This is a genomic window from Rhodococcus koreensis (assembly GCF_900105905.1).
GTDB classification, from domain to species: domain Bacteria; phylum Actinomycetota; class Actinomycetes; order Mycobacteriales; family Mycobacteriaceae; genus Rhodococcus_F; species Rhodococcus_F koreensis.
In genome coordinates this window covers 7972870-7997984 of sequence record NZ_FNSV01000005.1, presented here as the reverse complement: position 1 = coordinate 7997984, position 25115 = coordinate 7972870, and the positions used below count along the sequence as shown (strand labels likewise).

At 68.6% G+C, this 25115-nt stretch carries 23 protein-coding genes and 2 pseudogenes; 6 read left to right on the top strand and 19 right to left on the bottom strand.

Annotated elements, in window-relative coordinates:
• Positions 1 to 128: 128 nt before the first annotated feature.
• From BLV94_RS40965 to BLV94_RS40955, 3 genes are all read right to left on the bottom strand, one after another.
• Positions 129 to 884, bottom strand: a complete 756-nt coding sequence (locus BLV94_RS40965) for a zf-HC2 domain-containing protein (RefSeq protein ID WP_072946614.1) — start codon at positions 882 to 884, stop codon at positions 129 to 131.
• Positions 881 to 1387 (bottom strand): sigma-70 family RNA polymerase sigma factor, encoded by a 507-nt coding sequence (locus tag BLV94_RS40960; RefSeq protein WP_072946613.1) that lies wholly within the window; start codon positions 1385 to 1387, stop codon positions 881 to 883. Before BLV94_RS40960 ends, BLV94_RS40965 begins: the two co-directional genes overlap by 4 nt.
• A gap of 148 nt (positions 1388 to 1535) precedes the next feature.
• Positions 1536 to 1934: a DUF1801 domain-containing protein gene (locus tag BLV94_RS40955; protein ID WP_072946612.1), complete on the bottom strand. Its 399-nt coding sequence runs from the start codon at positions 1932 to 1934 to the stop codon at positions 1536 to 1538.
• Between the two features lie 157 nt (positions 1935 to 2091).
• On the opposite strand from BLV94_RS40955, the gene BLV94_RS40950 reads away from it, so the two are divergent.
• The 4 genes from BLV94_RS40950 (at position 2092) to cysC (ending at position 6818) form a co-directional block, all read left to right on the top strand.
• Complete coding sequence (locus BLV94_RS40950; RefSeq protein WP_072946611.1) at positions 2092 to 2958, top strand: universal stress protein; 867 nt, start codon at positions 2092 to 2094, stop codon at positions 2956 to 2958.
• Positions 2959 to 3205: 247 nt separating this feature from the next.
• Complete coding sequence (gene stf0, locus BLV94_RS40945) at positions 3206 to 4009, top strand: trehalose 2-sulfotransferase (RefSeq protein ID WP_072946610.1); 804 nt, start codon at positions 3206 to 3208, stop codon at positions 4007 to 4009.
• Positions 4006 to 4935, top strand: a complete 930-nt coding sequence (gene cysD / locus BLV94_RS40940; protein ID WP_072946609.1) for a sulfate adenylyltransferase subunit CysD — start codon at positions 4006 to 4008, stop codon at positions 4933 to 4935. The genes stf0 and cysD overlap by 4 nt, the downstream gene beginning before the upstream one ends.
• Complete coding sequence (gene cysC, locus BLV94_RS40935) at positions 4935 to 6818, top strand: adenylyl-sulfate kinase (protein ID WP_072946608.1); 1884 nt, start codon at positions 4935 to 4937, stop codon at positions 6816 to 6818. The genes cysD and cysC overlap by 1 nt, the downstream gene beginning before the upstream one ends.
• A gap of 23 nt (positions 6819 to 6841) precedes the next feature.
• Here the strand turns inward: cysC and BLV94_RS40930 are convergent.
• From BLV94_RS40930 to BLV94_RS40895, 8 genes and pseudogenes are all read right to left on the bottom strand, one after another.
• Positions 6842 to 7870, bottom strand: a pseudogene (locus BLV94_RS40930) (Mur ligase family protein); the annotation flags it as partial.
• 76 nt (positions 7871 to 7946) lie between these two features.
• Positions 7947 to 9326, bottom strand: a complete 1380-nt coding sequence (locus BLV94_RS40925; RefSeq protein WP_072946607.1) for a sulfatase family protein — start codon at positions 9324 to 9326, stop codon at positions 7947 to 7949.
• Positions 9327 to 9351: 25 nt separating this feature from the next.
• Positions 9352 to 10364: pseudogene (locus BLV94_RS40920) on the bottom strand (sulfate/molybdate ABC transporter ATP-binding protein).
• A complete protein-coding gene (gene cysW / locus BLV94_RS40915) occupies positions 10361 to 11167 on the bottom strand; it encodes a sulfate ABC transporter permease subunit CysW (protein WP_072946605.1) in 807 nt (268 codons plus the stop codon). Before cysW ends, BLV94_RS40920 begins: the two are co-directional and overlap by 4 nt.
• Positions 11164 to 12045, bottom strand: coding sequence for a sulfate ABC transporter permease subunit CysT (gene cysT, locus BLV94_RS40910; RefSeq protein WP_072946604.1), 882 nt, complete (start codon positions 12043 to 12045; stop codon positions 11164 to 11166). The genes cysW and cysT overlap by 4 nt, the downstream gene beginning before the upstream one ends.
• Positions 12046 to 12052: 7 nt before the next feature.
• Positions 12053 to 13084, bottom strand: a complete 1032-nt coding sequence (locus BLV94_RS40905; protein ID WP_072946603.1) for a sulfate ABC transporter substrate-binding protein — start codon at positions 13082 to 13084, stop codon at positions 12053 to 12055.
• A 181-nt stretch (positions 13085 to 13265) separates the two neighbouring features.
• Positions 13266 to 13394 carry an Ms4533A family Cys-rich leader peptide gene (locus BLV94_RS52240; RefSeq protein WP_369426194.1) on the bottom strand — a complete coding sequence of 43 codons (129 nt, stop codon included), beginning with the start codon at positions 13392 to 13394 and terminating at the stop codon, positions 13266 to 13268.
• Positions 13395 to 13481: 87 nt separating this feature from the next.
• Positions 13482 to 13673 carry a hypothetical protein gene (locus BLV94_RS40895; protein ID WP_005261263.1) on the bottom strand — a complete coding sequence of 64 codons (192 nt, stop codon included), beginning with the start codon at positions 13671 to 13673 and terminating at the stop codon, positions 13482 to 13484.
• 93 nt (positions 13674 to 13766) lie between these two features.
• Between BLV94_RS40895 and BLV94_RS40890 the strand changes: the two genes are divergently transcribed.
• Positions 13767 to 15722 carry a glycoside hydrolase family 15 protein gene (locus BLV94_RS40890; protein ID WP_072946602.1) on the top strand — a complete coding sequence of 652 codons (1956 nt, stop codon included), beginning with the start codon at positions 13767 to 13769 and terminating at the stop codon, positions 15720 to 15722.
• Here BLV94_RS40890 and BLV94_RS40885 read toward each other — a convergent pair whose 3' ends face one another.
• The 3 genes from BLV94_RS40885 to lepA all read right to left on the bottom strand — a co-directional run bounded on the left by BLV94_RS40885 (position 15723) and on the right by lepA (position 19193).
• A complete protein-coding gene (locus BLV94_RS40885; protein ID WP_072946601.1) occupies positions 15723 to 16106 on the bottom strand; it encodes a substrate-binding domain-containing protein in 384 nt (127 codons plus the stop codon).
• Positions 16107 to 16311: 205 nt separating this feature from the next.
• Positions 16312 to 17250 carry an NAD(P)H-dependent flavin oxidoreductase gene (locus BLV94_RS40880; protein ID WP_072946600.1) on the bottom strand — a complete coding sequence of 313 codons (939 nt, stop codon included), beginning with the start codon at positions 17248 to 17250 and terminating at the stop codon, positions 16312 to 16314.
• 50 nt (positions 17251 to 17300) lie between these two features.
• Positions 17301 to 19193 (bottom strand): translation elongation factor 4, encoded by a 1893-nt coding sequence (gene lepA / locus BLV94_RS40875; protein WP_072946599.1) that lies wholly within the window; start codon positions 19191 to 19193, stop codon positions 17301 to 17303.
• A 65-nt stretch (positions 19194 to 19258) separates the two neighbouring features.
• On the opposite strand from lepA, the gene BLV94_RS40870 reads away from it, so the two are divergent.
• Positions 19259 to 19822, top strand: a complete 564-nt coding sequence (locus tag BLV94_RS40870; protein WP_072946598.1) for a type II toxin-antitoxin system PemK/MazF family toxin — start codon at positions 19259 to 19261, stop codon at positions 19820 to 19822.
• A 5-nt stretch (positions 19823 to 19827) separates the two neighbouring features.
• Here the strand turns inward: BLV94_RS40870 and BLV94_RS40865 are convergent, their stop codons facing one another.
• The 5 genes from BLV94_RS40865 to BLV94_RS40845 all read right to left on the bottom strand — a co-directional run bounded on the left by BLV94_RS40865 (position 19828) and on the right by BLV94_RS40845 (position 24991).
• Entirely contained in the window at positions 19828 to 20649 is an 822-nt protein-coding gene (locus BLV94_RS40865) for an SGNH/GDSL hydrolase family protein (RefSeq protein WP_072946627.1), read from the bottom strand.
• A gap of 71 nt (positions 20650 to 20720) precedes the next feature.
• Positions 20721 to 21494, bottom strand: coding sequence for an aquaporin (locus BLV94_RS40860; protein ID WP_072946597.1), 774 nt, complete (start codon positions 21492 to 21494; stop codon positions 20721 to 20723).
• Positions 21495 to 21558: 64 nt separating this feature from the next.
• The gene (locus BLV94_RS40855; protein ID WP_072946596.1) at positions 21559 to 22389 is read right to left on the bottom strand and encodes a transglutaminase family protein; all 831 of its coding nucleotides are present in this window, start codon (positions 22387 to 22389) and stop codon (positions 21559 to 21561) included.
• A gap of 8 nt (positions 22390 to 22397) precedes the next feature.
• A complete protein-coding gene (locus tag BLV94_RS40850; RefSeq protein ID WP_072946595.1) occupies positions 22398 to 23369 on the bottom strand; it encodes an alpha-E domain-containing protein in 972 nt (323 codons plus the stop codon).
• Entirely contained in the window at positions 23369 to 24991 is a 1623-nt protein-coding gene (locus tag BLV94_RS40845; RefSeq protein ID WP_072946594.1) for a circularly permuted type 2 ATP-grasp protein, read from the bottom strand. The genes BLV94_RS40850 and BLV94_RS40845 overlap by 1 nt, the downstream gene beginning before the upstream one ends.
• Positions 24992 to 25115 lie beyond the last annotated feature (124 nt).

Here is a 25115-nt window from a genome sequence, read left to right as displayed (position 1 = left end):
CACACGAACCACGTGCCGGCCGGGTTCACCGGTGGCAGAACATTTTTGCGGAAACGGTCGTGACGAGCGAGACACGGCGGTCGAGCCTGCAGAGAGTACGGAAACCGGGCCGGCTCCCTGCGGCCCGCTCACAACGCCGTGGTCAGCAATACCTGATGGTCGTCGTCGGATCGCACGTCGATGCTCGCGATCGCGTCGACGGGCAGGCTGGTGGTGGCCGTGGGCCGCACCGTCTGCCCCGCTTCCCCGGTCCAGGTGGCCACGGTGGTGACCACTCCGGAGCGATCGGTCACGGTCAGCGCGTACCCCTCGGTGTCGGCGCCGTAGCGTCCGTCACCGGGCCACGTGTCCTCGTAGGAGCACTCCACGAAGATCACCGTGCCCCAGGACGTCGACACGACGGACGCGCTCGCGGTGATCGTCGTCGGAACCACCGGTGCGAACACAGCCTCGGTGGTGTTCCCCCGGTCCGGGACGGGCAGCGCCGTGACGGGGGCGTCCGGTGTCCGGTCCTGGGTCGCCAGCACCCCGACGGGGACGGCCACGGCGATCACGGCGGCCGCGGCTGCGAGGGCCGTCGCCGCTCGCCGGTGGCGTCGGCGCCGCCGCACCGTGCCCACCAGCCCGGTCAGCACCCGCGGTGCGGGCATCTCCTCGTCCTCCGGCGCGCCGTCGGACAGCGTGCCGAACGCTTCTTCCGGTGTGATCAGGGCGAGCAGACCGGGCATGCCCGCCAATTCGGACACGGCCTGCGAGCACTGTGCGCAGTGGGCGAGGTGGGCCTCGTACTCGCGCCGTTCCGCGCCGGACATGGCACCGAGCACATAGGCGGCGTCCCAGCGGACGTAGGGATCGTCGTGCGACTCGAAGTCGTCGAGCGTCATCGGGTCACCCCCATTTCCTGCAGAGCCAATCGAAGCGCCCGCAATCCGTAATGCATGCGGGATTTCACCGTTCCCTCCGGTATACCGAGTTCGCCGGCGATCTGGTGGGTCGACATCCCCCGGTAGTAGCCGAGCACGAGGACCGCACGATGGTCGGCACTGAGCCGGGCCAGCGCATCCCCCATCATCCACGCGTCGAGTGCGCCCTCCGAACCGTCCGGGGCCGCCCGTTCGGGTGTCGAACTCATCCCGACCTCACGCTGGGAGCGGGCACTGCGGTGCTCGTCGAACACGAGGTTCCTGGCGACCGTGAACAACCACGCCCGAGCCGAGGACTCCGACTGGTCGAGCACGTTCGGATGCTTCCAGGCGCGCAGCAGTACCTCCTGCACGATGTCCTCGGCGCGGGCGCGGTCGCCGGTCAGCCGGAGGGCATACCGCCACACTGCCGGGGCATGTTCCTCGTACAGCGCGTGCATGAGCTCCGTCTGGGCATCCGGCATCGGTCACCACCTCCCAGCAGTACACACGGTTCACCCGCGCCTCCGGTTCACCGCACCACCGAAACGGAGGGAAACCCCAGGTGAACCGGTGCCTCGGCGAGCGAAACCCCTTGCCCCATACCCCAGGAGGTGTCCCTTGCCCCATACCTCAGGAGGTGTTCAGCGCCACGGCGGCGTGAACGAGCGCCTGGAACGCCTTCTCGTCGACCGTGTCGCCCTCGTGGAAGTCGATGGCGCGCCGGGTGTTGCCCTCGAGGCTGGAGTTGAACAGACCGGCCGGGTCGTCCAGCGACGCGCCCTTCGCGAACGTCACCTTCACGGCGTTCTTGTACGTCTCACCGGTGCAGACCATTCCGTCGTGCGACCACACCGGGACCCCTCGCCACTTCCACTCCTCGACCACGTCGGGGTCGGCCTGCGTGACGAGAGCCCGGATCCGGGCGAGCACCTCGCCCCGCCAGTCACCCAGCTCCTCGATGCGCGCATCTATCAGCTGCGAGGGAGAGTCTCCTCGTCCCCCGTTCGAGCCGCTCGTCCGCTTCGCCATGTGGTCCGTCGCCCCTTCGGTTCGTCTTCGCTCGCCGGTCACCCGAGTATCCCCGCGGACCACGTCGATCGCACCGGGATCGGCCGCCTGCCGATTTACCTCTGGCGCGTCGCCGCCGTCCTGGATCAAACTGGAATGGAGGTGAGGAGCACCCCCCATGAGCACAGCACGGATTCGACGCGGCATCGTGGCAGGCATCGACGGATCGGACGGCGCACTGGAGGCGGCGGCGTGGGCTGCCTCCGCCGCGCGGCGCTTCGAGGAGCCGCTGCGCCTCGTCCACGTGTTACCCAAGCATCCGAATTCCGGGAGCGGCGACGGTCACCCTGAAGGCGATGAGTTCCTCGACGCCGCCGAGCGCATCGTCCTGAACGGGCAGCATGACCTGGAAGTGGAGCGCAGTACCCATCCCGGCCCACCCGCCCACGCGTTGGTGGAACTGTCCAAGACGGCCCGGATGCTGGTTCTCGGGCCCGCGGCCACGAGTGAGATGAAATCCGTGGTCGCCGGTTCCGACGTGGTCCGGGTGTCGAATCGAGCCGAATGCCCCGTGGTCGTCTGGCGCGGCATCCAGGGCCACGAGGTCAGCGAGACGCGTCCCGTCGTGGTCGGTGTGGACGGAAGCGAACTCAGCGACATGGCGGTGGCCCATGCGTTCGAGTTCGCGGCGTTCTTCGGCGCTCCCCTCGTCGCGGTGCACACGTGGGCCGAGCATTCCACCCTCGGTGCGTGGTATTCGGAGGAACGCCGCTTCACCGACTGGTCCGATCTGGTGCAGCACGAGGAGGCGTGGCTCGCCGAGAGCCTCGCCGGGTGGCGCGAGAAGTATCCCGATGTCGAGGTCACCCGCTGCCTCGAGCGCGGCGGGCCGATGAAGGTGCTCCTCGAGTACTCCTTCGGCGCGCAATTGATCGCCGTCGGCAGCCACGGGCGAAATCCGTTCACCGCGTCGATCGTCGGTTCGACGAGCCAGAGCCTCATCCACCACGCCCGGTGTCCGGTCCTCATCTGCCGGAAAGGCTGACCACGGCAGAGTCCATTTCGGTCGTTAAAATCAGCCTGATTCATATTCGCCTGTCGCTACGCCATTCTTCCGGCGACGAGCGAACCGGATCGGCGTTCCCGAAAACTGCCCTGAGCTGCTCGATCAACGCACCGCCATGACGCCGGATCCGACAAATCGACCGCCGCGGATAAATCAAGTGTTTCCATCACGCAAATTCGATTTCGTCCCGATTGCGGCACCGAATTTCGCCCTTATAGTTTCCGGCATGTCGGAGCCACGCTCATATCTCGTCTGCGCGTCGCAGCGCAGCGGCAGCACGCTGCTCGTCGAATCCCTTCGTGCCACGACCGTGGCCGGCAACCCGGAGGAGTTCTTCCAGTACCTGCCGTCCACCAGCCGGTCACCGCAGCCACGGCAGTGGTTCGAGTCGGTCACCGACGAGACGGTGCTCTCCCTGCTCGCCCCGCTCGAACCGGGAACCGCCGACACCCGCACCGCGGAGCAGTGGCGCGATCAACTGCTCAGCGTCGGGCGCACCCCCAACGGCGTGTGGGGCGGCAAGCTGATGTGGAACCAGGTGCCGCTCGTCCTCGACCGCGCCGCCGGACTTCCGGACCGGTCCGGCGACGACCTGCGGTCCGCCCTCGGCGACATCCTGGACCGCGACCTCGCCTTCATCCACGTCTACCGGCGTGACGTCGTCGCGCAGGCGGTATCGATGTGGCGGGCGGTGCAGACCCAGGTGTGGCGCGACGACGCCACCCCACCCGCTCCGCACGACGGCGCCGAGTACCACGCGGACGGCATCGCCCACCTCGCCCGCATCCTCCGCGATCAGGATGTGCAGTGGCGCAACTGGTTCGAGACGGAGGGCCTCGACCACATCGACATCAGTTTCGACGATCTCGTCGCGGCCCCGCAGGCGACGGCGGCGAAGGTGCTTGTCGAACTCGGCCTCGACGCCGATCTCGCGCCCCCGCCGCCGCTGAAACGGCAGAGCGACGGCCGCTCCAAGGAGTGGGTCGAGCGATACCGGTCCGAGGCCGCCGCGAACGGACTTCCGCTGTGACCGCCGCACCGTCCACCGACACGGACGCACACGTCGACGAACTCCGCGCGCTGGAGGCGGAGGCCGTGCACATCATCCGCGAGGTGGTCGCGGAACTCGAGCGACCGGTGCTGCTGTTCTCGGCAGGCAAGGATTCGATCGTGTTGCTGAGGCTGGCGGAGAAGGCGTTCCGGCCGTCCCCGTTGCCGTTTCCCGTCCTGCACGTCGACACCGGGCACAACTTCCCCGAGGTGATCGAATTCCGCGATCGCAGGCTCGCCGAGGACGGTCACCGGCTGATCGTCGCGTCGGTGCAGGAGTCGATCGACAAGGGCCGCGTCACCGAAACGGGCGGTCCCGGCACGTCCCGGAACCGGTTGCAGACCCGGACCCTGCTCGACGCCCTGGAGGAGCACCGCTTCGACGCCGCCTTCGGTGGCGCGCGCCGCGACGAGGAACGCGCCCGCGCAAAGGAGCGGGTACTCAGCTTCCGCGACGAGTTCGGGCAGTGGGATCCGCGTTCGCAGCGCCCCGAGCCGTGGTCGCTGTACAACGGGCGGATTCGCCGCGGCGAGCAGGTCCGGGTGTTCCCGCTCAGCAACTGGACCGAACTCGACATCTGGCGCTACATCGAACTCGAGAAGCTCGCACTGCCGTCGATTTACTTCGCCCACGAACGGCAGGTGTTCGAGCGCGACGGCATCCTGCTCGGGCTGTCCGAGTACACGCTGCCCACCGAAAGCGAACTGGTGCAACGGCTCCGGGTGCGGTATCGCACCGTCGGGGACCTCACCATCACCGGCGCGGTGCGTTCGGATGCCGGCGACGTCGCCGGCGTGATCGAGGAGATCGCCGCGGCCACGGTCTCCGAACGCGGGGAAACCCGGGCCGACGACAGGACTTCCGTTGCCGCGATGGAAGACCGCAAGCGCGAGGGGTACTTCTGATGACCACCACCGGCCGGCCTCGCCAATTGCTGCGACTCGCCACCGCGGGCAGCGTCGACGACGGGAAGAGCACCCTCATCGGCCGCCTCCTCCACGACACCGGAAGCCTGCCCACCGACCATCTCGAGGCGGTGACGAACGCCGACGGTGAGGCGGACCTGGCCGCGCTCTCGGACGGTCTGCGGGCCGAACGCGAGCAGGGCATCACCATCGACGTCGCCTATCGCTTCTTCTCGACGCCGACTCGGAGTTTCGTCCTCGCCGACACACCGGGGCACGAACGGTACACCCGCAACATGTTCACCGGGGCGTCGAACACCCACGTGGCCGTGCTGCTGGTGGACGCGCGCACCGGGGTGCTCCGGCAGACCCGGCGCCACGCCCGGATCGCCGACCTCCTCGGCGTTCCGCACCTGGTCGCGGTGGTCAACAAGATCGACCTCGTCGACTTCGACGAGACCCGGTTCAAGGAAGTCGAATCCGAACTCGGCCTGCTCGCGCAGCGCCTCGGCGGCCGCGACGTCACGGTGATCCCGGTGTCCGCCACCCGGGGAGACAACGTGGTCACGCGGTCGGATTCGACGCCCTGGTACAACGGGCCCACGCTCCTCGAGTATCTCGAAGGCGTGGAACTCGCCGCGCCGTCGGCCGTCGCGTCCGAACTGCGCCTGCCCATCCAGTGGGTCGCGCGTCCCACGGACCATCAGCGGCGCCGCTACACCGGCCGGCTGTCGGCGGGCACCCTGTCCGTCGGGGACGAGGTGGTGGTGCTGCCTGCCGGTTCCCGCAGCACGGTCACCGCCCTCGACACCCTCGATCCGCACCGGGCCGTCGCGGTCGCGCCGCTGTCGGTGTCGTTCGAACTCGCCGACGACGTCGACGTCGCCCGCGGCGACCTCGTCGTCAGTGCGGCGACCGATGCCACCGCACCCGTCCCGGCCCGCGAGATCGACGCGACCGTGTGCTGGCTCAGCGAGACGCCGCTGCGGGCGGGCGACCGGGTGGCCCTCAAGCACACCAGCCGCACCGTGCGCGCCACGGTGCAGGAGCTGCACACCCGGCTCGACCCGGAAACCCTCGAAGAACACGACTCCCCCAGCGAACTCGCCCTCAACGACATCGGCCGAATCACGCTCCGGACGAGCACGGTGGTGCTCGCCGACCCGTACGCCACCAATCGCGACGCGGGTGCGTTCATCCTCATCGACGAGCAGAGCAACGACACCGTCGGCGCCGGAACCGTCAGCGACACCCGCGAAGTGGTTCCTGGCGAGCAGACCCGGCACGACATCAAGTGGCATCCGTCGTCGCTGAAACGGGATCGACGCTGGTCCGCGACCGGGCAGCGGGGCGCCACCATCTGGCTCACCGGGCTGCCCGCGTCCGGAAAGTCGACCGTCGCGGTCGCGCTCGAACGGACGCTCGTCGACGCCGGCCGGACCGCGTACCTTCTCGACGGCGACAACGTCCGGCACGGCATCTCGGACGACCTGGGTTTCTCACCCGGTGACCGGGCCGAGAACATCCGCCGCGTCGGCCACCTCACCCGGTTGTTCGCGGACGCCGGGGTGGTCGCCATCGCGTCGATGGTCTCGCCGCTCCGATCGGACCGGGCGATTGCCCGGGCGCTCAACGAGGCCGCGGGCCTGCCGTTTCTCGAGATCCACGTGAGCACCCCGGTCGACGAATGCGAACGGCGCGATCCCAAGGGGCTCTACGCCCGGGCGCGGGCAGGCGAACTCCGAGGCCTCACCGGGATCGACGCACCGTACGAGGCCCCTGAGACCCCGGATCTCGCGTTCGACACCACCGGCGCCGATCTCGACGACCTCGTCGCCCGGATTCTCGCCGAACTCGCCCGGCACGAGACACTGTCGGCCTAGCGTACGACGAGCCGGCGGAGTGCCGCCTCCAGCCGTCCGGGCACGGTGTCGAGGGTCTCGATCCCGGCGACCGCCGCGTCGAGATCCACGCCGCGAGCCGCGAGGGCGGCGATCGCCGCGAGTGCGTTGTCCACCTGATGCACTCCGAGTAGCCGGAGCCGCACCGGTTTCCGCGCCCCGGCGCCGCGGAGCGTGAACGACGTGCCGCCCTCATCCGCGTGCACGGCGGAGGCGTAGAAGTCGGCCGCCGGCGTCCTCGACGAGAACGTCACGCGGGGCACGGTGACGGTGGCAGCGAGGCGGCGCCCGAACTCGTCGTCGACGCCGATCGCTGCCGCGGCGCAGTGCCCCGGTTCGAACAATCGGGCCTTCGCCGCGAAATACGCGTCCATGTCGGGGTGGAAGTCCAGATGGTCGCGGGCGAGATTGGTGAACACCCCCACCCGGAAAGACGTCCCGTCGATCCGGTGCAGAGCGAGACCGTGGCTCGACACCTCCATCGCGACCGCCCCGATCCGCTGTTCGGCGAACGCGGCGAGCGTCTGCTGGAGTTCGCACGCCTCGGGTGTCGTCCGGGTCGCGGCCCGTGAACCGCCGGGTCCCCGGACCGCGATTCCCGTCATCATTCCGGCGGCGGCCCCGGCCGCGCGCAGTCCCGCGTCCAGGAGGTACACGGTGCTGGTCTTCCCGTTCGTCCCGGTCACCCCGTAGACGTCGAGCGCCTCGGACGGATCGCCGTACACCCACGACGCCAGCGGACCGAGAACCCGGCGCGGATCGTCCACCACGATCGTCGGCAGGACGTCCGACTTCCGGTCGCTGAGCATCGCGACCGCACCGCGCGACGCGGCATCGGCCACGAACTCGATCCCGTGACGGTGGCGGCCCGGCAGCGCCGCGTACACGTCCCCGGCCCGGACGAGACGCGAATCCTGGTTGATCCCCGTCACCGCGGCGTCGCCCGGCCCGCAGAGGGTCGCCGACCGGCCGAGGCGGCGCAGCACGTCGGTCAGCGGCCTCGGTGGGGTGAACCGCGGGTAGTCGACGCTCACCCTCCCAGTCCATCACTGGTGTGCAGGCCGCGAAGACGGAACCGCGATCATCCGTCCGCGGCGCCCTACCTCGCCGCTACGTCTCCACGCCGCTCCGGGGTTCGTCCAGGATTCCGCGTTCCTCGCTGTAGGCCGACCGCACGTCCGGCACCCGGCCGAGCGTGGCGAGGTACTCCTCCATCGCCTTCCGGGCGTAGGCCGTTCCCTCCTCCTCGCTCGGGATCGAGTCGCCCGTCGCCCGTCGCCACGTGGCGAGTTCGAGCGCCAACTCGGCCTGCGTCCCGGCGAAGTCGTCGGTGTCGGCGAGATTGTCGCGCTCGCCGGGATCGGCGAGCAGGTCGTAGAGTTCCCGGCTCGGACGCGGCAGGAGATGCTCGGTGCCCAGCACCGCACCGGACAGGCTGTTCTCGATGTCGAGGGGCAGGTCGAGCCTGGGCCGCGGCGCGTAGTTCTCGATATAGCTGAACCGCTTGCTGCGTACCGCGCGGATGGGGTCGAAGCTGTCGTGGAACGTCTTCTCCGTGAACAGGACGTCGCGCGCCGCCTCCTCCGACCGGCCCAGCAACTGCTCGGCGTGGGAGACGCCCTCCACGGCCGCGGGGACCGGGACACCCAGCAGTTCGAGGAGGGTGGGAACCAGATCCACCCCGCTGAACAGGTCGTCGTAGACGCGGGGGGCCACCCGCAGCCTCCGCGGTGGGCGGATGATCGTGGCGATACCGGTGCCCGGCGCATACAGCGTCGATTTCGCACCGGGGAACGCCTCGCCGTGGTCGGTGAGGAACACGACCCACGTGCTGTCGTCCAGCCCCTCGTCCTCCAGGGTCTGCAGCAGCCTGCCGACCGCGGCGTCGGCCACCTCGATCGACCCGTGGAATCCGGCCAGGTCCTCACGGACCTCCGGACGGTCGGGCAGGTACGGGGGCACGTCGAAACCCTCGGGATCGGCGGGTGCGTACCTGTCGACCGGGTACGGGCGGTGTGTCTCGAAGAAGCCTGCGGTCAGCAGGAACGGGTGCGGAGGGAACCGCGCCAGCCACCGCGACGCCCGATCGGTGACGTACTCGCAGTACGAGTTCGACACGTCGTACTCGTGGAAGCCGAGACGCTTGGGGTACGCGGTCTCGTGCTGCATCCCGAACAGGGCCGTGTACCAGCCCGCTTCTGCCAGCAGGGACGGCAGCGTGCGGACGTCGTCGTGGTACTGCCAGCCGTGGTGCGCGAGTCCGATCAGTCCGTTGCTGTGCGGGTACCGGCCCGAGAACAGGGCGCCGCGCGAGGGCGAGCACAGGGGCGCCGCCGCATGCGCGTCGGTCAGCAGCACACCCTCCGCGGCCAGCCGGTCGAGGTTCGGGCTGCGCACCCCGGACGCGCCGTAACACCCGAGGTGACGGCCCAGATCGTGCCAGTGCACGATCAGAACGTTGTCACGGACGGGATTCACCGGGGTCGCCACAGTCGCCTCCTACATCGGCGGGGAGTTACAGGGAGACCGGAACTTCGGCCTCCGGGAGTTCGGGTGCCCGCGTCGCCCGCGCGTAGACGGTCTCGCCCTCGCGCAGGCCGAGTGCCGCACTGTCGCCGCGGGTGACCTGGGCGGAGAAGGGTTCGCCGGTGGCCTCGTTGCGCAGATCCACCCGCACCTCGAATCCGAGGTGCACCACGCGCTCCACCGTGGCCCGCGTGACCCCGAGCGATTCGGCCGTCCCCGCCTGCTGCGCGAGGGCCAGGTCGGGGTCGCGGCCGAGGCGGATGTCGTGCGGCCGGACCAACTGCCCGTTGAGTTTGGCCACGGACCCGAGGAACGACATCACGAAGTCGTTGCGGGGGCGGTCGTAGAGGTCCGCCGGCTCCCCGATCTGCTCGATCCGGCCCTTGTTGAGGACCGCGATCCGGTCGGCGACGTCGAGCGCCTCCTCCTGGTCATGGGTGACCAGCACCGTCGTCACGTGCACCTCGTCGTGCAGCCGGCGCAGCCAGGTGCGCAGGTCCGTGCGGACCTTCGCGTCGAGCGCACCGAACGGCTCGTCGAGGAGCAGCACCTTCGGGTCCACCGCCAGTGCCCGCGCGAGCGCCATCCGCTGACGCTGACCGCCGGACAGCTGCGCCGGGTAGCGGTGCTGGAAGCCGTCGAGGCCGACGATCTCGAGAAGCTCGTTGACCTTCTTGTCGATCTCCGGCTTCGGCCGTTTGCGGATCTTCAGACCGAACGCGACGTTGTCGCGCACCGTCATGTGCTTGAACGCCGCGTAGTGCTGGAACACGAAGCCGATGTCCCGCTTCTGGGGGAGATGTCGGTGACGTCGTTCCCGCCGATCACGACGGTGCCGGAGTCGAGGGCCTCGAGCCCGGCGATGGAGCGGAGCAGCGTCGACTTGCCCGACCCGCTGGGCCCGAGAAGCGCCGTCAGCGAACCCGAGGGGATGTCGATGGAGACATCGTCGAGAGCAGCAAAGGACCCGTAGTTCTTCCGGGCGCCGGTCACGGTAATCATGTGGTGCTCCTCTTGCGGTCGAGCAGAGTCATCAGAAGCAGGGTGATCAGCGCGATGCCCATCAGCAGGGTGGCTGCGGAGTACGCACCGAACGTGTTGTGGTCGTCGATGTAGCGCGAATGCACGAGCAGGGTCAGGGTCTGGGACACCCCGGGGAAGCCCGAGGACACCATGATCACGGCGCCGAACTCACCCAGCGAACGGGCAACGGTCAGGACCACGCCGTAGGTCAGACCCCACCGGATGGCGGGCAGGGTGATCAGCCAGAACGTCTGCCAGCGGCTCGCGCCGAGCGTCGCGGCGGCCTGTTCCTGTTCCTCGCCGATCTCGTGCAGGACGGGCTCCACCTCCCGCACGACGAACGGCAACGTCACGAACAGGGTGGCGATGACCATCCCGGGGAGCCCGAAGATCACCTTGAACCCCAGCGATTCGAGCCCGCCGAACCAGCCGTTGGCGCCCCACAGCAGGATCAGCGACACACCGACCACGATGGGCGAGACGGCGAACGGGAGGTCGACCACCGCCTGTACCAGACCGCGGCCCGGGAACCGGCCCCGCACCAGCGCGAGGGCCGTGACGATTCCGAACACCACGTTCACCGGGACGACGATAGCCACGATCAGCAGGGACAGATTGAGCGCGGAGATCGCGGCGGGTGTGCTGATCGAATCGATGAAGGCGCCGATCCCGTTCTCGAACGTGCGGAACAGGATGATGACGATGGGCACCACCAGCAGGCCGAACAGGTAGAGCAGCGCGACCGTGCGCAGGGTGATCCGGGTGGACCCAGAGAGCTTCATTCCGCCTGCTCCTCACGACGCTGCCCCCGGCTGGCGAAGACCCGGAGGGCGAACAGCGTCACGAATGCGATGGCCAGGAGAGCCACCGACACGGCCGCCGCCGCGGCCGGCCTGTCGATTTCGATCTGCTGTTGAATGTACTGGGAAGCGACCTGAGTCTCTCGGGGAATGTTTCCGCCGATCAGGACGACGGAACCGTACTCGCCGATCGCGCGGGCGAACGCGAGCCCCGCACCGCTGATGATCGCCGGAGTCAGGGTCGGCACCACCACCTTGCGGAAGATCGTCACGTTGTCGGCGCCGAGGGAAGCCGCGGCCTCCTCGACTTCCTTGTCGACCTCGATCAGCACCGGCTGCACCGAGCGGACGACGAACGGCAACGTCACGAACGCCAGCGCCACGATCAGGCCGGGCTGCGTGGCGTTGAGGTGGACGCCGATCGGGCTCTCCGGGCCGTACAGCGACAACAGCACGATGCTGGCCACGATGGTCGGCAACGCGAACGGCAGGTCGATCAGCGCGTTCACGACCCGCTTGCCGGGGAATTCGTCGCGCACGAGAACCCACGCGATGAGCGTGCCCATGATCACGTTGATCACGGCCACCACCACGGACACCACGACCGTGACCCGCAGGGACGCCACCGCCACCGGCGAGGTGATCGCGTCGACGAAGCCGGCGATCCCGTCGCCGAACGAGGCCACGGTGAGCGCCGCGAGGGGCAGGACCACGATGACGCTCAGCCACAGGGTCGCGATGCCGATGCCGAGCGGTCCCACGGCACCGGTGACCCGGGCGACCTTCTTACGCGCAGGCGGAACGGGCGGAGGCGGCACCGTGATGCCGCGTCCGCCCGTCGTCGTCGATGTGTCGCTCACGTCGGTCTTACTTGGTTGCGTTGTCGTAGATCACTGCGATGGACCCGGTGTCCTTGGCGAACACCTCGGAGTCGACCTTGGCCCAGCCGCCGAGATCGGCGATGGTCCACAGCTTGGCCGGCGCCGGGAACTTGTCGGTGAACTCCGTGGCGACCGCGGGATCGACCGGACGGAATCCGGCCTCGGCCCACAGCTTCTGGCCCTCGGTGGTGTAGAGGAAGTCCTTGAACGCGTTGGCCTTCTCCAGGTTCTTGCTGTTCGACAGCACCGCGACCGGGTTCTCGATCTTGAATGTGGTCGGCGGGGTCACGTGCTCGACGGGGTCACCGTTGCCCTCGATGAACAGCGCCTCGTTCTCGTAGCTGAGCAGCACGTCGCCGGTGCCCTGCAGGAATGCCTCCGACGCCTCACGGCCCGACTTCGGCTGAATCTTCACGTGGTCGTTCACCAGTGCGGTGATGTAGTCGAGACCGGCCGCCGGGTCCTGGCCGCCGTTGCTCTTCGCGGCGTACGGCGCGAGCAGGTTCCACTTCGCGGATCCGGAGCTGAACGGGTTGGGGGTCACGACCTCGACGTCGGGACGCAGCAGGTCGTCCCAGTCGTGGATGTTCTTCGGGTTGCCCTCGCGCACGACGATGGTGACGACCGAACCGAACGGAATTCCGTTGTAGGCGTCCTGGTTCCAGCTCTTGTCCACCAGGCCGGCGTCGACGAGGCGGGTGATGTCGGGTTCGACGGAGAAGTTGACGAAGTCGGCCTCGGCGCCGTCCTTGACCTTGCGGGACTGGTCACCGGAGGCACCGTAGGACGGCTGGAACGCCACGCCCTTGCCCTCGTCGGTGGCGTTGAACGCGGGGATCAGCTTGTCGAAGCCCGGCTTCGGCACGGCGTACGCGTACAGGTTGATGGTGCCCGCGCTGCCGTCGGCACCGGCCGAGTCGCCGCCGGCGGTGTCGCTGGCGCCGCCGCTGCACGCGGTCAGCGCCACAGCTCCGAGCGTCACGAGGGCCGTGAGAAGACTACGAGAACGGCGTTTCATGGGAGAAACCTTCCTGGGGATCTGTCACAGAGGGGTGTTGCGTAAAACGTGGGAGGTGGTGCGAGAGGAGTAACGCAAAGACCGCCCGAACGGAATCAGGAATGCGAACGAAAATCAGCAGCGCGAAACCGGTCGAGCGTGCGCGGTGTCATCCGCGCGCATTTCTGTGTGCGAGGAGAAATCAACAACAGTCGATGTCGGCGACTGCGAGCATGCCGACAGCGATCAACGCCAATTCATGGCGGACCTGGTGTACAGCGGCTTCAGACACGCCGTGAAATGTAGCAGAGCCTGAACCAACGTCCCACATCGAACAGGATTTACCGGGTGAGCAGCCAGGCGACGACGACGAGGACGATCAGCGCGAGCAGCGCGAGTGTGACGCGTGAGCGCGGCATCAGGGTTCCTCCACCTTCGAGACGTCCCGCCTGAGCAGGACGAAGACTGCGGCCAGCCCACGATCGAGCAGCCACGCCAGTCCCCGGCACACCGGCACCATCACCAGCAGCACGAGGGCGACCTGCGGAACGAACGGGAGTCCGGCGATCCACAGCTCGAAGCCGTCCCACCAACTCGCCATCCGGTCCACCGGGCCAGCCTATCGTCGACCGGCTCGTGACCGGCAGACAGGTGGACGGCAGACAGGTGGACGACGGGGGCGGCGGCGGTCGATGATGATCACATGGTGTCCAGCGACGCGCACTCCCACGGCCGGCTGCATGCGGCCCCGCACCATCACCACCATTCGTTCCCGCCGATCGACGACTACGCGTTCCTGTCGGACTGCGAGTCCACCTGCCTGATCGCCCGCAACGGCTCGGTCGAGTGGATGTGCATTCCCCGGCCCGACTCCCCCAGCGTCTTCGGCGCCGTCCTCGACCGCAGCGCGGGCCACTTCCGCATCGGGCCGTACGGGCAGAACGTACCCGCCGCCCGCCGCTATCTGCCGGGGGGACTGATCGTCGAGACGACGTGGCAGACCGAGACGGGCTGGCTCATCGTGCGCGACGCCCTCGTGCTCGGCCCGTGGCACAACGTCGAGCAGCGCTCGCGCTCGCACCGCCGCACCCCCACCGACTGGGACGCCGAACACATCCTGCTGCGGACGGTGAAATGCGTCAACGGGACCGTCGAACTGGAGATGAGCTGCGAGCCCGCGTTCGACTACCACCGCGGCGCGGCGCACTGGGAGTACACGGGCAAGGTCTACGAAGAGGCCACCGCCACGTGTAAGTCGAGCCGCCCGGGCGACCACCCGACGTTGCGGCTGACGACGAACATGAAGATCGGACTCGAAGGGCGGGAGGCCCGGGCCCGGACCCGGATGGTCGAGGGCGACAACGTGTTCGTCGCCCTGTCGTGGGCTCACATGCCCGCACCGCAGACATTCGACGAGGCGGCCGACAAGATGTGGCAGACGGCGAAGTGCTGGCGCGAGTGGATCACCATCGGCCGCTTTCCCGACCACAAGTGGCGGGGCTACCTGCAGCGCAGCGCTCTCGCACTGAAGGGGTTGACGTACGCCCCCACCGGCGCCCTGCTCGCGGCGTCGACCACATCGCTCCCGGAAACCCCGGGCGGCGAACGGAACTGGGACTACCGCTACGCATGGGTGCGGGATTCGACGTTCGCGCTGTGGGGCCTGTACAGCCTCGGACTCGACCGCGAGGCCAACGACTTCTTCTCGTTCATCTACGACGTGTCGAGCGCCGAGGACGGCAACCATCATCCGCTGCAGGTGATGTACGGCGTGGGCGGGGAGCAGACGCTGGAGGAGTCGGAGTTGCACCACCTCTCCGGTTACGACGGTGCGCGACCGGTGCGGATCGGAAACGGCGCCTACGACCAGGTCCAGCACGACATCTGGGGAACGATCCTCGATTCGGTGTACCTGCACGTGAAATCCCGTGAGAGGGTCCCGGAAACCCTGTGGCCGATGCTCAAACGCCAGGTCGAGGAGGCGGTCAAGCATTGGCGTCTCCCCGACCGCGGGATCTGGGAGGTCCGCGGCGAGCCCCAGCACTTCACGTCGTCGAAGATCATGTGCTGGGTGGCCCTCGACCGTGGCGCGAAGCTCGCCGATCAGCAGGGTGAGACGAGTTATGCGCAGCAATGGTCCGAGCTGGCCGACGAGATCAAGGACGACATCCTCGAGCACGGCGTCGATGCGCGCGGCGTCCTGACGCAGCGGTACGGCAGCGACAGCCTCGACGCGTCGCTGCTGCTCGCGCCGCTGCTCCGGTTCCTGCCCGCGGACGATCCGCGTATCCGCGCGACCGTGCTCGCCATCGCGGACGAGCTGACCGAGGGCGGGCTGGTGCTCCGCTATCGGGTGGAGACCACGGACGACGGACTGAGCGGCAAGGAGGGCACGTTCACGATCTGCTCGTTCTGGCTCGTGTCGGCGCTCGTAGAGATCGGTGAACTGGACCGCGCGAAACGCCTGTGCGATCGGCTGCTCGGATTCGCGAGCCCCCTCAAGCTGTACGCGGAGGAGATCGACCCCGACTCGGGGCGGCACCTCGGCAACTTCCCGCAGGCGTTCACCCATCTGGCGCTGATCAACGCGGTGGTCCACGTCATTCGCGCGGAGGAGGCCGCGGCGGGCGGATTCCAGCCCGCCCACAACATGGTCTGATCAGGCGCCGACCGCCTCCAGTTGCGGTGTGATCCGGCCGAGCGAGTACTGCAGGGAAAGACTGGACGGGGTGTTGAAACCGACCACCGTCGCATCATCCTCGACGGCGAGACCACCCTGCTGCACGGACGGCAACCGGTCGAACCCCGGCAGCGCCATCAGGTCGTCGCGGGTGCCGCCGTTGGGCAGCATCACGACGAGATCCGCGTTCAGGGCGTCCACCCGCTCGGGGCTGAGGGCGAGACGGCCCCCGGTCGCCCCCGCCTCGTCCACGAGCGCCTGCGGCAGCGTCAGCCCCAACCTGCGGAACACCGCACTCGCGCCGTCGTCGGGGTCGGCGCCGACGACGAGTTGCCCGGTGGCGAACATGAATTGGGACAGCACCGCCGTTTTGCCCGCCAGCGCGGGCAGCCGGTCGGCGAGGCCGTCGACGCTGCCGTTGGCGGTCGCGATGATCTCCGCATCTGGGTCAGGCTTCCGCGGTCGAGTTCCACCGCCGAGCCGTCGACCCCGGATTCCCAGGGGTACAACCCGCGCTCGTCACCCATCGGTCCTGCCGCCGCATACTCGGCGGCTCGGGCCCTACGGGTTACTCCGCGTAACGGTGCAGCAATCGCTCCGCGTCGGCCGCGATCTGCCGCACCACGGCCCCTGCCGGCCGCTCCGCCGTGACGAGACCCGCCGCTTCCCCGGCGTACACGACACCGAGGTCCGGGTTCGCGGGATCGTAGGCGGCGGCGAGTTCGGCGTCGGGCGCCTCCGCGCCGTGCCAGCGTGACGTGAAGTCGTTGCTCAGGGCCCGCCCACCCCACCGGGCCGGCCACGGCTGGCTGCGGGCCTGGTCGAACACCGACGTGTACACGGTGTCGGCGCTGCCCGCCGCGATCAGCTTGCCGCGGGCGTACTCCGGCCCGATCGTCTCGGGGCTGGCCAGCAGCGCGGTTCCGATCATCGCGCCCTCCGCGCCCGACGCAAGCACGGCCGCGAGACCACGGCCGGTCGCGATACCGCCTGCGGCGAGCACCGGCAGCGTCGTGGCCTCCAGGACCTCTTGCAGCAGCGGCAGCGTCCCGATCCTGCCGGTGTGGCCGCCCGCCTCGCCGCCCTGGGCGATCACGAAGTCGACGCCCGCCGCCTCCACGACCCGCAGGTCGTCGATCGTGTTCACCTGGGACGCCACCAGTGCCCCGGTGGCGTGGATCCGCTCCACGTACGGGGCGGGGTCACCGAACGACAGCGACACGACCCGCGGGTTCTCCGCCAGAGCGGCGCCGAGGAGAGCGTCGTCGTCGTCGAGCGCCCAGGTCATCAACCCGATTCCGAACGCGTCGCCGCCGATGCCCCGCGCGACCGCCGTCTCCTTCGCGACCCACTCAGGGGTTGCGTAGCGGGCCGCGCCGAGCAGGCCGAGCCCGCCCGCCTTCGACACCTCGCCGACGAGGGTCCCGCCGGCCCGTCCGCCCATCGGGGCGCCGAAGATCGGCACCTCGATTCCCAGTGTCCGGGTCAGCCAGGTTTCGAGGGCCACGTGCCGCACCTACTTTCGATCAGACGTCGACGGACAACAGGATCGGGCGTCTACTTCTTCGGCTTGTCCCCGACGGACTCGGACGACAACGCCGCCACGAAGGCCTCCTGCGGAACCTCGACCCGGCCGATGGTCTTCATCCGCTTCTTGCCTTCCTTCTGCTTCTCGAGCAGCTTGCGCTTACGGCTGATGTCGCCGCCGTAGCACTTGGCGAGCACGTCCTTGCGGATCGCGCGGATGTTCTCACGCGAAATGATCTTCGAGCCGATCGCCGCCTGGATCGGCACCTCGAACTGCTGGCGCGGAATCAGCTCACGCAGCTTCGACGTCATCCGCCCGCCGTACGCGCCGGCCGCGGAGCGGTGCACGATCGACGAGAACGCGTCGACGGCCTCACCCTGCAGCAGGATGTCCACCTTCACCAGATCGGCCTGCTGCTCGCCCGACTCCTCGTAGTCGAGGCTGGCGTACCCCTTGGTCCGCGACTTCAGGGCGTCGAAGAAGTCGAACATGATCTCGCCCATGGGCATCTCGTAGCGCAACTCGACACGGGTCTCGGACAGGTAGTCCATGCCGCCGAGTTCACCGCGCCGGTTCTGGCAGAGCTCCATGATCGCGCCGATGAACTCGCTCGGGGCGATGACGGTGCACTTCACCATCGGCTCGTAGACCTCGCGGATCTTGCCCTCCGGCCAGTACGACGGGTTGGTGACGACGTGCTCGGCGCCGTCCTCCATCACCACCCGGTACACCACGTTCGGCGAGGTCGAGATCAGCTCGAGCCCGAACTCGCGCTCGAGGCGGTCGCGGGTGATCTCCATGTGCAGCAGTCCGAGGAATCCGCAGCGGAACCCGAACCCGAGCGCCACCGACGTCTCCGGCTCGTACGCCAGGGCGGCGTCGTTGAGACGCAACTTGTCCAGGGCGTCGCGCAGCACCGGGTAGTCCGAGCCGTCGAGCGGGTAGAGGCCGGAGTAGACCATCGGTTTAGGGTCGCGGTATCCCACGAGGGGTTCCGTCGCACCGCCGCGCGCGGCGGTGACCGTGTCGCCGACACGCGACTGCCGGACGTCCTTCACACCGGTGATGAGGTAACCCACCTCGCCGACGCCGAGGCCGATGCTCGCCTTCGGTTCGGGCGAGATGATGCCGACCTCGATCAGATCGTGAGTGGTGCCCGTCGACATCATGGTGATCTTCTCGCGCGGCGAGATCCGGCCGTCGACGACACGGACGTACGTGACGACTCCGCGGTACGCGTCGTACACCGAGTCGAAGATCATGGCGCGCGCCGGACCGTCGGGGTCGCCGACGGGAGCGGGGACCTGCTTCACGACCTCGTCGAGCAGTTCCTTCACGCCCATGCCCGTCTTGCCGGACACGCGCAGCACGTCACCCGGTTCGCATCCGGTGATGTGCGCGATCTCCTCGGCGTACCAGTCGGGGTCGGCGGCAGGTAGGTCGATCTTGTTGAGCACCGGGATGATGGTGAGGTCCTTCTCCATCGCCAGGTACAGGTTGGCGAGAGTCTGCGCCTCGATGCCCTGCGCGGCATCCACCAGCAGGACCGCACCCTCGCACGCCTCGAGTGCGCGGGAGACCTCGTAGGTGAAGTCCACGTGACCCGGAGTGTCGATGAGGTGGATGACGTACTCGTCGTCGCCCACCTTCCACGGGAGCCGGACGTTCTGCGCCTTGATCGTGATGCCCCGCTCACGCTCGATGTCCATGCGGTCGAGGTACTGGGCACGCATCTGCCGCTCCTCGACCACACCGGTGAGCTGGAGCATGCGGTCGGCCAGCGTCGACTTGCCGTGATCGATGTGCGCGATGATGCAGAAATTCCGGATCCGGGCAGGATCCGTGAACGTCTTGTCGGCGAAGCTGCTGATGGGGGACCCCTTACCTGGACCGGCACCGGCCCGGTTCCGGGCCACTGTCACCTGTCAGGATATCCAAGCCACCGCGTTGCGGCTGCTGCGGCATACACGCACTAAGCTCGGCGGCCATGGCGAGCACGTGGAGCAGCATCGGGAAGACGTTGGGCCGACTTGCACGGGACAAGGGACCGCAGCTTCTGGCGCAGCTGCAGAAGTCCGGCGCGCTGGACCGCGCGGCCGGTGTCCTGACCGGGTCGACGGCCGCCGCGCCGAAGCCGGCGCCGGGCCGTCCGGTCACCGCCGACTCCGCCCCGACCGCCCACCGGGCACGGAAGGTGGAGTACTCCCCCGACCTGGACGGTCGCGCGGATCCGGGCGAGATCGTCTGGACGTGGGTGGCGTACGAGGAGGACGCGAGTCAGGGCAAGGACCGGCCCGTGCTCGTCGTCGGGCGGGACGGCGACACCCTGCTGGGGTTGATGCTGTCCTCGCAGAGCAAGCACGACGGCGACCGGGACTGGATCGCGGTCGGCTCGGGGTCGTGGGACGCGGAGGGCCGTCCGAGCTGGATCCGGCTGGATCGGGTGCTGGACGTGCCGGAGGCGGGGATCCGCCGCGAGGGCGCCGTCATGGACCGGGCCAAGTTCGAGATCGTCGCGCAGCGTCTGCGTGTGGACTTCAGCTGGCAGTGACGCGGTCACCGACCCAGGTCTTCGGCGACCATCTCGGCGATCGCGGTCATCGCGAGTCCGTTGGGATGTACCGGTTCGGCGGGTGACTGCGGCGCGAGGCCCTCGAACCACCGCTGCCCCGTCGGCGCGCACGCGTCGTGCCCGCCGTCCACCGCGGCCTTCGCGATGTCGATGTAGTGCACTCCGTACCGGGCGGCGGCGTCGACGTAGATCTGGTTGAACCGTTCGAAGTACCGGTCGAGCCAGACCGCGTCCGCGTCGGACACGGGCAGGTTCGGCCAGCAGCCGCGTCGGCCGACGGAACCGCCGTGCCCGATCAGGTAGACCTCGGCGTGCGGTGCCTTCGCCACGATCGCGGCCACCACGGCATCGACCTGCGGCGCCATCTTCGCGATCCCCTCGACCGTGAGCTGCTCCGCCCGCGGGTCGTCGCGGCAGTCGGCGTCGGCGCCGGGAACGAGGGCGCCGCAGCGCACCGACACGGGCAGGTGGTTGGATCCGCCGCCCCCGATGCTGAGCGTCACGACGTCGGTGTCCGCCCGCAGCGCATCGATCTGCGGCGGGGCGAAGCGCGTCCCCACGAATTGCGCGGTGCTGATCACGTGGGCGGGTGTGGCGGCGGAGCACGTGACGTCGGTGAGAGTGGCGGCGCCGATCAGCCGCGCCAGCTTCGCCGGGTAGTTCAGGTCCGGCGATCGCAGGCACAGGTCGCGGTGCTCCGAGAATTCGATGAGCGGTCCGGACGCGCGGGAGTCGCCGAGGGCGACATACGACGGTCCCGGCCGTAGCGCGTCCTCGGCGGTCGCGGTCGCGGGGACCGTTCCGATGAGCGCGACGACCGCGCACGTGAGAATTCCGGCCCGCAGGCCCCGGGCACCCGGCCCGGGTCGGTCGGAGCTCAGCTCTGCAATCGGTCGTACCGGCCGAACAGCGAACGGTAGACCAGCGCGCCCACCGCGCCGCCGATCAACGGGAACACGATGAACAACCACACCTGCGCGAGCGCGCCGTTCTGGTAGGGCGCCACAGCGAGGCTGCGAGCCGGGTTGACGGACGTGTTGTCGATCGGGATCGACACGAGGTGGATCACGGCGAGTGTGAATCCGATCGACACGCCCGCGAGGGGGACGTCGGAGATCTGGTCGGTGGACGCGAGGACCACGAACACGAGCAGCGCGGTGAGGAGGATTTCGACGATCATCGCGGCGCCGATGCCGTAACCGTTCTCGATGACCCCGCCGAGCGGTCCCTTGATGGCGGACGGGCTGTGCGCGCCCCAGCCGTTGGCGCCGAGACCGTCGTCCGCCCTGTTGTACGACGGCAGGCTCTGCGCGATCGTGTAAACCACCACACCGGCGACGAGACCACCGATGACCTGGGCGACGACGTACAGCCCCGCCTTCGCGACGGACAACCGGCCGAGCGCGAGGTGCCCCACGGTGACGGCAGGGTTGACGTGGCAGCCCGAGATGGGCCCGATGGCGTAGACGAGGAAGAGCAGGGTCAGTCCGAATGCCAGTGCCACACCGAGGTTCCCGACCTTGGCCCCGGCGAAGACCGCCGTACCCACCGCCGCGAAGACCAGTAGGAAAGTACCGACCGCCTCAGCTACGTATTTCTTGAGATCCGAGATCGGTTCGACTTCTACGTATTCCTGTGCGGTTGGAGACATTGAACCCACCTTCGTCGAAATGGATCGTTAGTCCTGCTTTCCACAGATAGATCTGGGTGGCACTTTACGCCAGGCGTGTGATCTCCACGACGACTTCGAGATCTGTTGCCCGGCCACCGGAGAAGATGCCCTTGAGCGGCGGAACGTCCGCGTAGTCCCGTCCGATGCCCACCGACACGTGCTGTTCGTTCACCGCTACGGCGTTGGTCGGGTCGTATCCCCACCACGCCCCGGTCCATGCCTCCACCCATGCGTGACTCTCCCCCGCCACCGTCTCGTCGACCGCCGCATCGGGTTTCGGGTGCAGATAGCCGGACACGTAGCGACTCGGAATTCCCATGCTGCGCAACAGAACCAGAGTCAGGTGCGCGTAGTCCTGGCACACGCCCTGCCGTTCGGCCCAGGCGTCGACCGCGGAGGTGTGGACGCCCGTCGTCCCCGGGACGTAATCCATCTCCCGGTGCACCCAGTCCGCCGCCGCGACAACGGCTTCGTCGGGGGTCCGCCCCTTGCGCAGGTCCCGCGCGATGGTGTCGAGCTTGCGGCTGCGCGGCACGAATGTGGTGTTGCTCAGCTGCTCGTTGAACCGGTCGGTGAGCGGCGGGCTCGCCAGTTCGTCCCAGTCCGCCTTCTCCTCCGGCTCCCAGAACGGTTCGGTCTCGACGACGGACAGTCCGGTGACCTCGAGTTCCTTGTGCGGCGCATGCAGATCGAACGCGGTGACGGCGGTGCCCCAGTAGTCGGTGTAGCGGTACGACCGCGTCGCCGGCGTCGTCTCCACCCGGTTCAGGATCACCGTCTGCCTGCTGTCACCGCGCGGGGTGAGCCGCGCCTCGTTGTACGAGGACGTAACCGGTGCGTCGTAGGCATACCCGGTGGTGTGCACGACTCTCATTCGCCAGCTCACAGCTCTCCCTCCACGACGGATTCGCCGCCGACGGCCCGTGCATCGGTCCACGCCACCCACGGCGCGGCGTGAAAATATTGCAGCGCGATGGCTTCTCCCAGCTCGCGGCAGGTTTCCTGCAATCCCGCGAGCCGATCCTGGAGATCCTCGAGGAGCACGCCGGGCGGCAGGAACTCGAGTTCGCTCCGCGCCCTGCCGAGGAGGCGCTGCGCCTCGGCCCGGGGCCCGACGCGACTGTCCGGCTGGTGGTCGAGTTCGGCGAGGCACAGCTCCGCCTGCCGGATGGCGTGGAACACCGACCGCGGGAACAGCCGGTCCAGCAGGATGAACTCGACCACCCGGTTGGCGTCCAGCGCGCCGCGGTACGTGCGCAGGTAGGTGTCGTGAGCCCCCGCGGAGCGCAGCACCGTCACCCACGCGGGCGAGGACGGGCGGTCGCCGGCACGGGACAGCAGCATCCGCGCGAGCATGTCGACGCGTTCGATCGAGCGGCCGAGCAGCAGGAAGCGGTACCCGTCGTCGCGGCTCATCGTCGAGTCGGCCAGACCCGCGAACATCGCCGCTCGTTCCTCCACGTACCGGAAGAACTCGTGCGGGCCGAGACGCTTGGACGCCCGCTCCCGTTCGGCGAGGCCGTTGTACGTGGTGTTGAGGCACTCCCACATCTCGCTGGACGTGACCTCGCGGGCGCCGCGCGCGTTCTCGCGGGCGCTCGCGAGGGAGTCGATGATCGAGCCCACCTGGTTGCGGCTGAACGCCACCAGTTCGGTCACCGACCGGACGTCGAGTTCGGTGTCGGGTGCCTCGATGCCGAGCACCCGCAGCAGCAACCGGGACGTGCGGTCCGGGTCCACCGACGCGTCGTCGAGCAGTTGGTGCACGGCGACGTCGAGAATGCGGGCCATGTCGTCGGCCCGCTCGACGTACCGGCCGATCCAGTACAGCGATTCCGCGTTTCTCGCCAGCATCAGCGATCACCTCCCGGGCCCTGTTGCTGTTGCTGTTGCTGTTGCTGCAGCTGCGTGGTGCTGAGTTCGGGTCCCTGCTCGGCCTCGGCCGATTGCGCCGGTTCGGCCACGATCTCCTCACCTGCGAGTTCCCGCTCCTCGTCGGAGCTCCTGCTCGCGAGCACCCACGTGTCCTTGCTGCCGCCGCCCTGGCTGGAGTTCACGACGAGGGATCCCTCGGGCAGGGCCACGCGGGTGAGCCCGCCCGGCAGCACCCACACGTCGTCGCCGTCGTTGACCGCGAAGGGCCGCAGGTCCACGTGCCGGGGAACCAGTTCGTCCCCGATCTTGGTCGGCACCGTGGACAGCTGGACGACGGGCTGGGCGATCCACCCGCGCGGGTCCGCCTTGATCTTCCGTGTAATCGTGTTCAGTTCCTTCGGTGACGCGTCGGGGCCGAAGACGATGCCGTAGCCGCCGGACCCCTCCACCGGTTTGATCACCAGTTCGTCGACCCGGTCCAGCACCTCCTCGCATTCCTCGTCGAGCCAGCAGCGGAACGTGTCGACGTTCGCGAGCAGCGGCTTCTCCCCGAGGTAGTAGTCGATGATCTGCGGCACGTAGGTGTAGACGAGTTTGTCGTCGCCGACGCCGTTCCCGACGGCACTCGAGATGACGACGTTGCCCGCGCGGGCCGCGTTCAGCACACCGGCCACCCCGAGCACCGAGTCCGGCCGGAAGTGCATGGGGTCGAGGTAGTCGTCGTCGATGCGGCGATAGATGACGTCGACCTGGCGTTCACCCTCGGTCGTGCGCATGTAGACCATGTTGTCGCGGCAGAAGAGGTCGCGGCCCTCGACGAGTTCGACACCCATCTGGCGCGCGAGCAGCGAATGCTCGAAGTACGCGGAGTTCGCGACACCCGGTGTCAGGACGACGACGGTCGGGTCGGCCTCGTTGAGGGCGGCGGACGCGCGCAGCGCCCGCAGCAGGTGCGAGGCGTAGTCCCCGACGGACCGCACGCGGTGCGACATGAACAGGTCGGGGAACACGCGCGCCATCGTGCGGCGGTTCTCCATGACGTAGGACACTCCCGACGGCGAACGCAGGTTGTCCTCGAGGACGCGGAACACCCCGTTCTCGTCGCGGACGAGGTCGATTCCGGCGACGTGGATCCGCACCCCGTTCGGCGGGACGATCCCCGAGGCCTCCCGGTGGAAGTGCTCGCAGGAGGTGACCAACCGTTTCGGCAGCACGTGGTCACGCAGGATGCGCTGTTCCCCGTACACGTCGTCGAGGAACATCTCGAGCGCCTGCACCCGCTGCTTGATGCCCTTCTCGAGCCGCGTCCACTCCGCTGCCGCGATGACGCGGGGCACCAGGTCGAGGGGGAAGGGCCGTTCCTGACCGGACAGCGAGAACGTCACGCCCTGGTCGATGAACGCCCTGCCCAGCGCGTCGGATCGGGCGGCGAGGTCGGCCCGGTCCGCGGGCTCGAGCGCCTTGAACACGCCCTTGTAGGGCGGGCGTACGGTGCCGTCGCGGTCGAACATCTCGTCGAACGCCAGCCCGTAGCGGCCGATGTCGGTGTACCCGTCGAAGACGTGGGCGGGTTCCGCGGGCTTGCGCGGCCGGGCGGTCACCCGCGTCCGCGGCGGGGTTCCCGCAGCCTTCGCACCCGCCTGTGTGCTGCCCCCCGATTTTCGGCCGGGGGCTTTCGAGGTTGCCGACGACTTCGTTATTGTTGACGACTTCGATGCTGGGGGC